Source organism: Frigoribacterium sp. PvP054 (assembly GCF_040547465.1).
Lineage (GTDB): Bacteria > Actinomycetota > Actinomycetes > Actinomycetales > Microbacteriaceae > Frigoribacterium.
The window spans coordinates 67256-80418 of record NZ_JBEPPU010000004.1 but is presented as its reverse complement, the minus strand read 5'-3'; the positions used below and the strand labels follow the sequence as shown (position 1 = coordinate 80418).

11 protein-coding genes are annotated in these 13163 nt (G+C 72.7%); 1 reads left to right on the top strand and 10 read right to left on the bottom strand.

What is annotated here, in order from left to right:
• Nucleotides 1-74: 74 nt before the first annotated feature.
• From ABID81_RS07420 to ABID81_RS07375, 10 genes are all read right to left on the bottom strand, one after another.
• The gene (locus ABID81_RS07420; RefSeq protein WP_354594171.1) at nt 75-617 is read right to left on the bottom strand and encodes an FAD synthase family protein; all 543 of its coding nucleotides are present in this window, start codon (nt 615-617) and stop codon (nt 75-77) included.
• Nucleotides 618-655: 38 nt separating this feature from the next.
• Entirely contained in the window at nt 656-2107 is a 1452-nt protein-coding gene (locus tag ABID81_RS07415) for a hypothetical protein (protein ID WP_354594170.1), read from the bottom strand.
• Nucleotides 2104-2910, bottom strand: coding sequence for a CDP-alcohol phosphatidyltransferase family protein (locus ABID81_RS07410; RefSeq protein WP_354594169.1), 807 nt, complete (start codon nt 2908-2910; stop codon nt 2104-2106). The genes ABID81_RS07415 and ABID81_RS07410 overlap by 4 nt, the downstream gene beginning before the upstream one ends.
• Nucleotides 2907-4172 (bottom strand): glycosyltransferase family 4 protein, encoded by a 1266-nt coding sequence (locus ABID81_RS07405; protein ID WP_354594168.1) that lies wholly within the window; start codon nt 4170-4172, stop codon nt 2907-2909. Before ABID81_RS07405 ends, ABID81_RS07410 begins: the two co-directional genes overlap by 4 nt.
• An 80-nt stretch (nt 4173-4252) precedes the next feature.
• Nucleotides 4253-5839, bottom strand: coding sequence for a sugar transferase (locus tag ABID81_RS07400; protein ID WP_354594167.1), 1587 nt, complete (start codon nt 5837-5839; stop codon nt 4253-4255).
• A 693-nt stretch (nt 5840-6532) separates the two neighbouring features.
• Nucleotides 6533-7546 (bottom strand): glycine betaine ABC transporter substrate-binding protein, encoded by a 1014-nt coding sequence (locus tag ABID81_RS07395; protein WP_354594166.1) that lies wholly within the window; start codon nt 7544-7546, stop codon nt 6533-6535.
• On the bottom strand, nt 7543-8331 hold the full coding sequence (locus tag ABID81_RS07390) for an ABC transporter permease (RefSeq protein WP_502915189.1): 789 nt from the start codon (nt 8329-8331) through the stop codon (nt 7543-7545). The genes ABID81_RS07395 and ABID81_RS07390 overlap by 4 nt, the downstream gene beginning before the upstream one ends.
• Nucleotides 8328-9590, bottom strand: a complete 1263-nt coding sequence (locus ABID81_RS07385) for an ATP-binding cassette domain-containing protein (RefSeq protein WP_354594165.1) — start codon at nt 9588-9590, stop codon at nt 8328-8330. The genes ABID81_RS07390 and ABID81_RS07385 overlap by 4 nt, the downstream gene beginning before the upstream one ends.
• On the bottom strand, nt 9577-10227 hold the full coding sequence (locus ABID81_RS07380) for an ABC transporter permease (RefSeq protein WP_354594164.1): 651 nt from the start codon (nt 10225-10227) through the stop codon (nt 9577-9579). Before ABID81_RS07380 ends, ABID81_RS07385 begins: the two co-directional genes overlap by 14 nt.
• Nucleotides 10228-10468: 241 nt before the next feature.
• On the bottom strand, nt 10469-11857 hold the full coding sequence (locus tag ABID81_RS07375; protein WP_354594163.1) for an LLM class flavin-dependent oxidoreductase: 1389 nt from the start codon (nt 11855-11857) through the stop codon (nt 10469-10471).
• An 82-nt stretch (nt 11858-11939) separates the two neighbouring features.
• Between ABID81_RS07375 and ABID81_RS07370 the strand changes: the two genes are divergently transcribed.
• The gene (locus ABID81_RS07370; protein ID WP_354594162.1) at nt 11940-13151 is read left to right on the top strand and encodes an MFS transporter; all 1212 of its coding nucleotides are present in this window, start codon (nt 11940-11942) and stop codon (nt 13149-13151) included.
• Nucleotides 13152-13163 lie beyond the last annotated feature (12 nt).

Sequence of the window (13163 nt, the reverse complement as noted above, 5' to 3'; positions counted from 1 at the left end):
CGGTGCCCTCGCGACCGGGTTGTCCCCAGGGCGGTCGCCCGGCCCCCGCGTGGGTGGGGGCTGGGGAGGACGGGTCAGCCCTGGAGGCGCACCGACTCGGCGGCGGGAGCCTGCTCGGCACCCTGCCCGCCGGCACCGGACAGCGCCCGGAGGGCCCGGCGGAGGACCGTGCTCGAGGTGCTCATGGTGTACGGGAAGTACACGACCTCGACGCCGACGGCGCCGAACTCCCGCTCGAGACGCAGGCCCTTCTCGGTGCCACGCCAGTCGTCTCCCTTGAAGAAGACGTCGAACCGCAGCTCGCGCCAGACGTCCATCTTGTCGGGGACCATCTCGGCGTGCACGTCGTCGACGACGTCGATGTGCCGGACGATCTCGAGTCGTTCCGCCAGGGGCACGACGGGCGAGATGCCCTTCGTCACCTGGAGCATCTCGTCGGACACCACGCCCGCGATCAGGTGGTCGCACTGCGCGGACGCGTGCCTCAGCAGGTTCAGGTGCCCGATGTGGAACAGGTCGAAGGCGCCGGCGGCGTAACCGACGCGACCCGCGCCTCCTCGGGCGGTCGACGCCTCGGCGGGCTCGGTGCCGGGGGCGGGGGAGGTGGTGACGTCCACGGGGGTGGTCCTCTCGTCGGGGTGGGGTGTGACCGGTGTCACGATCGGGTGCCGGGCCGGCGGCGCGGCCGCGGCAGGTCGGGGAACGGCCGGCCGGAGGCGGGCGCCGCGGCGTGGTCGACCAGGTCGGCGATGCTGAACGACTGCGGGGTCTGCTCGGGTTCGGCCCGGACGTCGCCGTCCCGCCAGGTGGCCCGCACGAGGACGCGGCGCCACGGCGGGACGCCCGTCATCACCACGCCCACGGGCTCGACGTCGAGGCTGAGCAGCTCGGCGCTGAGGCTCCGCAGCGACTCCACGGTGGTGACCCCCGAGCGCACCACGAGCAGGACGCCGTCGGCCTCGGCCGTGACGCTGCGCAACGCGAGCGGGTGGGAGTCGCTCGAGGCCTGGACGACGGCGACGTCGTAGTCCTCGCGGAGTGCCGCGAAGAAGGCGTGGGTCCCCGTGCGGACGTGGTGCCGCGACGAGGCCACGACGCCGTCCGGCACCGGGACGCGGTCGTATCCGTGTCGGTCGCCCTCGACCTCCTCGGGGACGGCGCCGACGGGGACCGTGGAGGGACGCGCGAGGGTCCGGGCGTCGAAGTCGGACTGGACGAGGGCGCAGGTGGCGCCGAGCTCGACGACGGCGCGGGCGAGGCCGCCGTCGACGCCCACCGCCTCGCGCACCGAGTCGGTCCGCGCCAGCAGCAACGTCGAGGGCGACGACCCGCCGCACAGGGCGCGCGTGTTCTGCACGACCTCGCGGAGGGCCGTCCGGGTGCGCGCGGACGAGGCGCCCGTGCCGGAGTCGTCGTCGTGTCGGAGCGTCCCGGGCAGTTGCCCGACGACCGGCAGACCGGTGAGGCGACGGACGTCGTCGACGGTGTCGACGGTCGGCCGGGCCCTGGCCAGGACGAGGGCCGCGGTCAGGCCGACGGCGAGACCCGCGAGGAGTCCGGAGGCGACGGTGAGGACGAGACCCGGCTCGTCCGGCGTGGTGGGGACGCTCGCGGGCGACGAGAGGTCGAGGGCGACGGTCTGGCCGCCGGCCCCTGCCCGGGACTCGAGGCGGTCCACGACCGACGAGAGGCTCTCGGCCACGTCGTCGGCCAGCGTCGACGCCTGCTCGGGGGTCGGTGCCGTCACGTGGACGCGGAGGACCGCCGTGCCGCCGGGGTTCACCACCGAGACCCGGTCGGCGAGGTCGTCGACCGGGACGTCCAGGTCGGTGGCCACCGGCGCGAGCACGTCCGGGCTGGTCCCGAGCTCCGCGTACGACGACACCCGCTGCTGGGCGAACTGGCTCCGGGCTGCGAGGCCGGAGCCGGGGGACTCCACGCGCACGAGCAGGGTCGCGTCGGCGCTCCAGCCGGTCGGAGCCAGCTGGGCCGCTCCGAGCCCGGCCGCCGTGCCGAGGAGGGCCGCGACGCCGACGAGGGCGGCGTGGCGGGAGACCGCCCGGCCGATGCCGCCGACGACGGCGCGCGGTCCGGAGCCGGAGGTCACGGCCTCGTCCCGGCCGGTGAGGGCGTCACGGCCCGCAGTTCACGGAACCACTTGGGGAGCGCCAGGACGAGGTACGCGGCGTTGGCGACGAGCAGGGCGACGTAGACCACGGTGAAGGCGGGGGGCCACGCCAGCAGCACGAACGCCAGGCACATCAGGCCGTAGTCGGTCGGCACCACGGCGAGGGAGTACAGCAGCCCGGTGCGACGGCCGACGGGCGCCGCGACGCCCGTCTTGGCCGCCTCGGCACGACGCAGCTGGTCGGTGAGCACGATCGCGAAGAACGCCACCGTCGCGACGACCTGGTAGACGAGCGGGACGGCGAGCAGCGCCTCCCTGCCCTCCGGTTCGCGCAGCCACGAGGCGAACACCGCGAGGTGCAGCACCGCGATCTTGGTCGCGTCGATGACGTGGTCGAGCCACTCACCGGCGGGGCTGCCGCCACCACGGAGCCGGGCGAGCTGGCCGTCCGCGGAGTCGAGCGCGTAGCCCACGACCAGCAGCAGGACGACGGCGAGGGCCGTGCCGACGCCCGACGGGGCGAGGGCGAGCACCGCGATGCCGGCGAACGTGCACGCGGCGCTCAGGGCGGTGACCTGGTTCGGCGTCGCGCCCAGGGTGTAGGCGGCCGCGGCGGCCCAGCGCCCGAGCCGTCGGTTGACGAAGCGGGAGTACGCGGGGGCGCCCGTCGACGGCTTCTGTGCCGAGACCAGTGCGGCCAGAGCAGGACGGAAGGCCCGGGGGACGGTGCCCCGGGCAGGCGTGCCGAGGGGCGACTCGGCGGTCGAGGACCGGCCGCTCACGAGGCCACCGCCAGCGAGTCGACGTCGGCCGTGTGCAGCTCACGGGTGACGACCGCGCCGATGCGACGACGCATGCGCTCCGGCGTGAACCGCTGGACGTAGGCCTCGCGGGCGTGACGGCCCGCCTCGGCGAGGGTCTCGACGTCCATCGACGCGAGGATGGCGCTCAGGCCGTCGACGTCGCGGCGGTCGAACAGCCACCCGGTGCGTCCCTCGTCGACGACCTCCTCCGGTCCGCCCGACCGGCTCGCGATCACGGGTCGGCCCTGGCTGAACGCCTCGAGCGTCACCAGCCCGAAGCCCTCGAGGGTGTCGGTCGGCAGGATGACCGCGTCGGCGTCGCGGAGGTACGGCGACGCGTCGGCCACCTCGCCCACCACGGTCACGGTCTCGGGTCGTGAGACGATCGCGGCCACGAGCCCGGGCACGTCGACCGCGGACCCGACCGCCGGTGGGCCGCCGAGCACGACGAGCTGACCGGGGCAGCCTGCGGCGTTCCAGGCGGTCAGCAGGGTCGCGTGACCCTTGTGGCCGTTCCACCGGCTGGCGACGACGTAATGCGGCGCACGGTCCGCGACCCGCTCGGTGGCGTCCACGGACCGGTCGGACACGCCGTTGTGCACGACGACGGAACGGGGGTCGTCCGCCAGGCCGGAGGAGTCGAGCACCGACCGCGAGACGGCCACGAGGGAGGTGCAGGCCCGGGCGAGCGGGCGGAGTCCACGTCGGTCGCCGTCGCTCCAGGGTTCCTGGAGGTGGCCGACCACGCGACGCACGCCCATGACGCGGGCCACGGGGGCGACGACGAGGCAGGCGCTCGTGGCGCAGTAGACCAGGTCGAAGTGCCGACCCGACAGGCGGAACGCCGTGCGCACCGCGTCGCGGGCCAGACGCACGAGCCCCAGCGGTCCGAGGCGGGTGCGGCGCAGGATCGGCAGGGGGGTCCGTTCGACGCGGGCCCCGAGCTCACGCAGCCTCGGGCCCAACGGGCCCGCGGCCACGTCGGAGGGGAGCCACACGGTCACGTCGAGATCGTCGCGGGCGGCGAGCTCGCCGACCACCTCGACGACGATCCGGTCCGAGCCGTACATCTCGTCCGACGAGTGCACGAGCAGGACCTTGCTGCGGCGCGAGCCCCTCCGGCGGCGCGGCAGCTCGGGCAGGTCGGTGCCCGAGCGGGCGGTCCCGTCCGTGGTCTCGGCGGTGGAGGACGTCGCGGGCGACGCCTCGCGGTCCTGGTAGTGCCTGATGTCGATCGACATGCTCTCTCCCCTGTCGTCGTGAGCGTGTTCGGAGCCGGTGGACGGCCCGCGGTGGTGCCGGTTGCGGTCTGTGCGGGGGGTCAATACGCCCCGCGGTGTTCGAAGAGCACCCTGACGGTGCGCCACATGATGACGAAGTCGACGGTCAGCGACCAGTTCTCGACGTAGTACAGGTCGAGCCGGACGCTCTCCTCCCAGCTGAGGTCGCTGCGCCCGTTGACCTGCCACATGCCCGTGAGTCCCGGCTTGATGTAGAGGCGGCGGTGCACGTGGTCCTCGTAGCCCTCGACCTCGCTCGGCAACGGCGGGCGGGGTCCGACGACGCTCATGTCGCCGCGGAGGATGTTCAGCAGCTGCGGGAGCTCGTCGAGCGACCACCGGCGGAGGACCGCACCCACGCGGGTGACCCGGGGGTCCGACTTCATCTTGAAGAGCAGGCCGGCACCCTCGTCCGCCTGGGCCAGGTCGGAGAGCCGGCTCTCGGCGTCCACGACCATCGAGCGGAACTTCAGCATCTCGAAGGTCCGCCCGTCACGGCCCACCCGGCGCTGACGGAACAGCACCGGACCCGGGCCGCCGAGGCGCACCGCGAGGGCGACCAGGGCGAAGACCGGCCAGAGGACCACCAGCGCGGCGGAAGCCAGCACCAGGTCGGACAGGCGTTTGAGGGCATGACGCGGCCCGTCGAACTGCGGCAGTTCGACGTGCATCAGCGGGAGGCCCTCGACGGGCCGGTAGTGGATGCGGGGCCCGGCCACGTTCGTCAGCCGGGACGCGATGACGAGTTCGGTGGCTCGTCCTTCGAGGGACCAGCCGAGGTCGCGGAGGTACTCCCGCCCCCGACCCGGTTCACCGGCGACGATGACGCTCTCGGCACCCAACCGCCAGACCGCACGGGGCACTCCGTCGAGGTCGGCCACCACGGGGACGACGCGACCGCCGACGACGATGCCGCGCGGGTCGGAGTCGGGCACCGCGGCGCCGACGACGTCGTACACCGCACCGCTGGTCTTGTCGATCCGTCGCACGACGTCGGCGATGTCGTCACGCGACCCGACCACGACCGCGCGGGACAGGTAGTGGCCCTTCGCGCGCTGACGCTCGAGCCAGCGTCGCATGGTCCAGCGGCCGGTCACCAGGCCGGCGCCACCGACCGGGAGGGCCACCAGGAAGTAGCCCTCGCCGCCGATGTGTCCGACCGAGGCGAAACCGATGGCCACGACCGCGAAGGCCCAGACGCTCGCGGTGAGCAGTCGCTTGTACTCGACGACGCCGCTGCCCACGACCGCGAGGTCGCGGGTCCGGTGCAGGGCGAGGCAGGCCGTCCAGACGAGCCCGACCACGACGGGGAGCCACGGCGAACCGACCGACTCGGCGAGGGTGGTGGCGTCCGTGCCCCGTCCGGCCGCGATGGCCCGGGCCGCGTCGACCGCGACGGCACCGACGATGCTCGCGGCGAGGACGACCGTGTCGACCAGGCGCAGGCGGCGACGGTAGCGGCGCGCCCAGGCCGCACCGGACTCGGCGTCGACGGCCGGTCGGGTGGGCGGGGTGGTCACGCTCGTGACGTGGGCGTCGTCGGCCGTGGGCAGGTCGTGGGGGAGGTCGTTCCGTCGGGGGGACGGTCCGACCAGGGCGGGGCGGAGATCGCTCTGCGTGCTGGTCATCGGGGCTCGGGTTCGGGTAGGCGACGGCACGCCCGCGTCGGTGGTGACGACGGGGCGGTGGGGGGCGGTCGATCGAGGTTCGGGTTCGATCGACCGCCCGGGCGTCGCGCCAGGACACGGGGACCCCGAGGTGCAGGGGCGTCGGTTCGGGCGACGACGGGCGCGACGGGCAGCGGGTCTGCTCGTCGCACGGTTCGGGTCGGTGCGGGTGGGGGAGCCGTGGCTCCGCCCTGGTTCGGGTTTCTCGGCCCTCGTGGCGATTTCGGGTCGACCAGGAGGATGCTGTGACTCTAGTTCGGGGGGCACCCGTGAGAAGAGTCTAGTCGGACCCCCCGTTCGGGGGCGTCCGTGTCCCCCCTGTTGCCGACACCCGAACGGGTGACCCTCGACCGACGCCGTGTCACCCGTGCGGGGGTGACAAACACCCGTGAATCCGGCGAGAGGGTGGGTCTCGCGACCGAGCCGACGTGGCGGAGCCACGAATGATCGACGAAAGTCCCGGACAGAGACGGTTTACATTCGTTGGGACACCGGGTGGGCATCCCGGCCGTCGATCGTTCACTCGCGCGACAGGTGTCGTTCACACCGTCTCGAACCACCCGGTTCGGCCGAGCCAGGGGTACAGACGGACAGCGCCCCCCGGCCCACCGGCCGAGGGGCGCATCACCCGTCACAATCACCCTCGCCCGCGTGTCACGGGCGGGTGACGAACCCCTGCTCGACCATCCAGTCGAAGGCCACGTCGGCGGGCTCCCGACCCTCGACGTCGACAGCCAGGTTGAGGCGTCGCATCTCGGTGTCGGTCAGTGCCGGCGAGATCTCGTCGTACACCTCGGCGAGCTGCGGGTACTCCTCGAGCGTGGCCGTCGAGAGCACGGGAGCGGCGTTGTAGGCCGGGAAGAACCCGCGGTCGTCCTCGAGGACGCTGAGGTCGAGCGAGTCGATGCGGCCGTCCGTCGTGAACACCTCGCCGAAGTTGCAGCGGCCCCGGTCGGTCGCGGTGTAGACCGTGCCCGTGTCGAGGATGCTGACGTTCGCCGTCGGCACGCCGTCGGCGGCGCCGAGCTCGAGGCCGTAGGCGGCGAGCATGGGGGCGAAGCCGTCGGCCCGCGAGTTGAACTCGGCCTCGACGCAGAAGGTCCGTTGGTCGACGGGCAGCGCAGCGATCTGCGAGAGCGAGGTGATGTCACCGAGCTCCGGCACGGCCTCGGACCGCACGGCCATGGCGTACGTGTTGTTGAGCGGTGCCGGGTCGAGCCACGTCAGGCCGTTGTCGGCGTCCGCGTCGCGCACGGCCTCGTACTGCTCGCGCTGGTCGGGGATGCCCTCCGCCTCGGCGAGGTACGTGAGCCAGGCGGTGCCGGTGTACTCGTAGGTCATGTCGGCCGTGCCGTCCAGCATGAGCTGGCGGACCGCCACCGAACCCGGCACGTTCGTCATGTCGGTGACCTCGAAGCCCGCGGCCTGGGCCGCGAGCACCGCGATCTTCCCGAGGATCAGCTGTTCGGTGAAGTTCTTCGCCGTCACGGTGACGGCCGCGTCGTCGGGCAGTCCCTCGATCGCCCGGATCGAACCCGGGGCCACCGCCGGCACGAAGGCCGTGGCCGGTTGCAGACCGCACCCCGTGAGGGCGAGCGTCGCAGCGGCGACGACGGCGAGGGACGAGGAGGCGCGACGCAGCCGGCGGGGCAGGCGGGAGGTGGTCATGCGCGGAGTCCCTTCGGACGGGCGACGTGTTCGACGACGCGACCGATCCAGTCGATCACCAGGGCGAGCAGGGCGATGAGCAGGGCACCGGACACCAGGACCCTGGGCAGGAACAGGTTGACCCCGGTGGTGATGAGCAACCCGAGTCCGCCGGCTCCGATGAACGTGGCCAGGGCGGCCGAGCCGACGAGCAGCACGAGGGCGGTCCGGATGCCCGAGAGCATGACGGGCACGGCCAGCGGCAGTTCGACCTTGAGCAGCACCGACGAGGCGCTCATGCCCATGCCGCGGCCCGCCTCGACGAGGCGCGGGTCGACGCTCTGCAAACCGATCATGGTGTTCCGCAGGACCGGCAACGCCGCGTAGAGCACGAGGGCCACGACGGCGGCCCAGAAGGTGAAGCCGAGCCAGAAGGCGAGCAGCACGATCAGCCCGATGGCCGGGGCGGCCTGCCCGAAGTTCGCGACGACCAGGATCGGCCCGCTGACGCGGACGAACGGGCGTCGGGTCAGGAGCACCCCGAGCGGGATCGCGACCACCAGGACGATGGCGGCCGACACGAAGGTCAGGGCGAGGTGCTCGCCGGTGTAGGCCAGCAGTTCGGAGGGGTTCAGGGTGGTGCGCTCGGCCGCCGTGAGGTCGGCCGTCGTCAGCCACGCGGTGAACGCCGCGAACACGACGAGCACCGCGACGGGCTGGACGAGCAGGCCGAGCCACGCGGGTCGGGCACGGCGACGGCCGGTCGACCGCCCGTCGGCGGGGGACGCTGCGACGGCGGCGGTCACGCCGCGTCCTCGTCGGCCACGGGGGCGCCGGGCACGACGTCGAACGACCCGGTGTTGGTGCCGACGGGGGCGTCGTGCTGGGCCTCGGCGGCCGAGGCGCGCGCCCGGGTGATGGCCTCCATGACGACCTCGACGGTGATGACGCCGATGAAGGCGTCACGGCGACCGGTGACGAGGGCGGCCCCCGCACTCGAGACGAGCATCGTGTCGAGCGCGTCGTTCAGCGTCGCGCCGCTGCCGATGACGGGCAGGTCGACGTCCGGCGTCGACCCGAGGACGCCGAGGCGCCCCAGCTGGCGTCGTGAGGGCCACGACACGGGCCGGTCACGGTCGTCGACGACGACGGCGTGACCGTGGCCGGCCGCCTCGACGCGGGTCAGGACGTCGGCGGCCGACTCGCCCGCCCGGGCCACGACCGCCTCGGCGAGGTCGACGTCGCGCACGCGGGTCAGGGTGAGCTGCTTGAGCCCGGCCCCGGAGCCGATGAAGTTCTCGACGAACTCGTTCGCCGGTTCGGCGAGGATGCGCTCGGGGGTGTCGTACTGGACGATGTGCGCGCCCTCCGAGAAGATGACGATCCAGTCGCCCAGCTTGACGGCCTCGTCGAAGTCGTGGGTCACGATGACGATGGTCTTCTGCAGCTCGTGCTGGATGTTGATCAGCTCGTCCTGCAGGCGCTGGCGGGTGATCGGGTCCACGGCGCCGAACGGCTCGTCCATCAAGAGCACGGGCGGGTCCGCGGCGAGGGCCCGGGCGACTCCGACCCGCTGCTGCTGCCCGCCGGACAACTCCCGGGGGTACCGGTCGCGGTAGGTGGCCGGGTCGAGCGAGACGAGCTCGAGCAGCTCGTCCACGCGGGCGGCGATGCGCTCCTTCGACCATCCCAGCATCTTCGGCACGATCGCGATGTTCGCCGCGACGCTCATGTGGGGGAAGAGTCCGCCGGCCTGGATCACGTAGCCGATGCGCCGTCGTAGCTCGTCGCCGTCGATCGAGGTGACGTCGTCGCCGTCCAGGACGATCCGCCCCTCGGTGGGCTCGATCAGGCGGTTGATCATCTTGAGCGTGGTGGTCTTGCCGCAACCCGACGGGCCGACGAGCATGACGATCTTGCCGGCGGGGATCTCGAGCGTGATGCCGTCGACCGCGGGCTTCGCCTGGCCGGGGTAGCGCTTGGTCACCTGGTCGAGCGTGATGCTGCGGCCCGACACCTCGTCCGAGGGGGACGAGGAGGTGCGGGTGGGGTCAGTTCTGGACACGGATGCCTCTCGAGATGGTCAGGCGGCCGAGGCCGACGAGGAGGAGGTCGAGGACGAGGGCGAGCAGGACGACGCCCACCACGCCCGTGACCACGGAGGCGAGCGCGTTCGCACCGCCGAGACGGGACAGGCCCGAGAAGATGAAGCCGCCGAGGCCGGGGCCGAGCGCGTACGCGGCCACCGCGGCGATGCCCATCACCATCTGCGCGCTGACGCGCACGCCGGTGAGGATGATCGGCCAGGCGAGGGGCATCTGGACGGTCGCGAGGGTCCGGAACCGCCCCATGCCGATGCCGCGGGCCGACTCCACGAGCGAACCGTCGACCTCGTGCAGACCGACGACGGCGTTCCGCAGGATCGGCAGCGCGGCGAAGAAGGTGACGACGATGACCGACGGGGCGACGCCGAACCCCGCGAACGGGATCAGCAGGCCGACCAGGGCGAACGAGGGCAGCGTCAACCCCACGGCGGAGACGCCGTTGGCCAGTGCGTAGAGCGTCGGGTTGCGGTGCACCAGCGCGGCGAGCCCGACCGAGATGACGACGGCCAGCACGAGGCACTGCACGACGAGCGAGAGGTGCTGCCACGAGGCGAACCAGATCTGGCTCCACCGGTCCACCACGAATTCCCACGCCAAGCAGACCATCTCCTCTGAGCAACGACCATCGTCCGAATCGTCGCTTCCCCGAGAGGCGACCGGCGTCCACACTAACCACGGCCCCCGCGCCGCGTCATGTCGCCGACCACCTCTCGCAGGGGTCGAGAGTCAGCTGCCGTTATCAAATCGCACGGAGGAAACCCCAGATGAGGACGGCGTGTCGACCAGGGCCGACACGCCGTTGTAACGATCCTCAGATCGGTGCCCCGCAGGACGTCCGTCAGGTGACCGGAGCCCCGGACGAGACCTTGAACCGTGCCCCGTGGTGCTCGTCCGGCAGCCGGTCGCCCCGACCGAACAGCTTCTGCCGCAGCGTGCCCGGCTCGTACTCGGTGGGGTAGACGCCTCGGGCCTGCAGCACGGGCACCACGTACTCGACGATGTCCTCGAACGTGCCCGGGGTGATGGCGTAGGCGAGGTTGAAGCCGTCGACGTCGGTCTCGTCGACCCACTCCTGGAGCTGGTCGGCGATCTCCTCGCCGGAGCCGACGATGCGGGGCCCGAGTCCACCGATGCCGGCCGCCTCGGCGATGTCCCGGATCGTCCACTCCTTCCCCGTGTCGCCCTCCTGCGCCTGGAAGTTCGCCAGCGCCGACTGGATGGCGTTGCTCTCGACGTCGCCCACCGGGTCGTCGAGGGAGTACGTCGACAGGTCGACGCCCATCCAGCCCGACATCAGCGTCAGGGCCCCCTCGTGCGAGGCGTAGCGCCGGTACTCGTCGTGCTTCGCCCTGGCACCCTCGGGGGTGGCGTCGGTGATGATCGTCAGCAGCGTGTAGATGCGTGCCGAGTACCGGTCGCGCCCCGCGGCCTCGAGGGCGTCCCGGATCTTCCCGACGGTCGCGGCGAGTCGCTCCTTCGTCGGGGCGGCCACGAAGATCGACTCGGCGTTGCCCGCGGCGAAGCGGATGCCCCGCGGCGAGGCGCCAGCCTGGTAGATCACCGGCGTGCGCTGCGGGCTGGGCTCGGCGATGTGGATGCCGGGCACCTTGTAGTAGGTGCCGTCGTGGCCGATCTCGTGGACCTTCGCCGGGTCGGTGAAGACGCCCGACTCGCGGTCGCGGACCACGGCGTCGTCCTCCCACGAGCCCTCCCACAGCTTGTAGAGCACCTCGAGGTACTCGTCCGCCTGGTCGTACCGGGCGTCGTGGTCGAGCTGGTCGTCGGCACCCATGTTGCGCGCCGCGCTCGGCAGGTAGCCCGTCACGACGTTCCACCCCACGCGTCCGTCGGTCAGGTGGTCGAGGGTCGACATGCGACGGGCGAACGGGTACGGGTGCTCGTAGGCGGTGCCGGCCGTGATGCCGAAGCCGAGGTGCTCGGTCGCGGCGGCCATGGCCGAGACGAGCAGCACGGGGTCGCCGACCGGGGTCTGCGTCCCGTTCCGGAGGGCCGCGTCGTGGTTGCCGCCGTACACGTCGTACGTGCCGAGCACGTCGGCGATGAAGAGGCCGTCGAAGACCCCCCGCTCGAGGAGGCGCGCGAGGGAGGTCCAGTAGCTCAGCTTCGTGTAGTCGGCCGAGCGGTCGTCGGGGTGCCGCCAGAGACCGGGGGACTGGTGCCCCACGCAGTTCATGTCGAAGGCGTTGAACCGGATTCGTCGAGTCATGGGGACATCCTCGCGACCGGGTCGCGTGCTGTCGCCGGGCCCGACACACGGCGTCACACTCCGGGACCCGTAGCCTGTGTCGGTGCACCCGTTCCGCCCTCGCGTCGTCGACGTCGACCGCCCCCGCCTCACCCGTGACGTCTACGTCCTCGGCGTCATCGCCTTCTTCGTCATGGTGGGCTTCGGAGTGGTCGTGCCCGTCCTGCCGGTCTACGCCCGCAGCTTCGGCGTCGACCACGCCCTGGTGGGCGCCGTGCTGTCGGCCTTCGCCCTGATGCGCCTGGTCGCGAGCCCGTTCGTCGGACGGCTGATCGACGTGATGGGCGAGCGCGTCGTGCTGTCGGTCGGCATCGGCATCGTGGCGGTGTCGAGCGGGCTCGCGGGACTCGCCCAGACGTACCCCCACCTGTTGCTGCTGCGAGGCGTCGGGGGCATCGGGTCGGCCATGTTCAGCATCGCGGCGATGACCCTGCTCCTCGGGGCGACCGACCCGTCGCTGCGGGCACGGGCGGTCGGCTTCTACCAGGGGGGCTTCCTCGTCGGCGGCATGGCCGGTCCCGCCCTCGGCGGCCTGCTCGCGACCATCTCGCTGACGGCACCGTTCTTCTTCTACGCCGGCACCCTCGCGGTGGCCGGGCTCGTGGGCGTGGTGCTGCTGCGTCGGGCACCGCAGCACGCCTCGACGACCGCGGTCGCGCCTTCCGTGCCGATGGGGGTGGTCCTGCGCGACGTGCGGTTCCGGGCCGCGTGCGTGGCCAACTTCGCCCAGGGCTGGTCGTCGCTCGGGGTGCGCAGCGCGCTCGTGCCGGTGCTCGTGGTCGAGGTGCTGCGGGGGCCCACCGCCTGGACCGGCCTGCTGTTCGCCGCCTCGGCCGTGGCGCAGACCCTGGCCCTCGCCCCGGCCGCCCGCTTCGTCGACACGGTGGGTCGGCGACCGGCCGTGATCGGCTCGTTCGCCGTCGCCGCCGTCGCCCTGTTCGCGGTCGCGTTCGCGGGTGACGTCTGGACCCTCGGCGCCCTGCTCTGCGTCTACGGCGTCGCCACGGCGTTCATGGGCACCGCACCCGCGGCACTCGTGGGCGACGCCGCGGGTGCCCGCGGTGGCCGTCCGGTCGCGATCTTCTCGATGTGCTCGGACGTGGGGGCCATCGCCGGGCCGCTCGTCGCCGGGCTGCTCGTCGACACGGTCTCGTACCCGGCGGCGTTCGGCGTGGCGGCTGTCTTCCTCGCCGTCGCGGCCGTGACGGCGGTCCGACTCCCTCGGACCGCCGTCGGCGCACCGACCCCGGCCTGACGGCCACCGGGG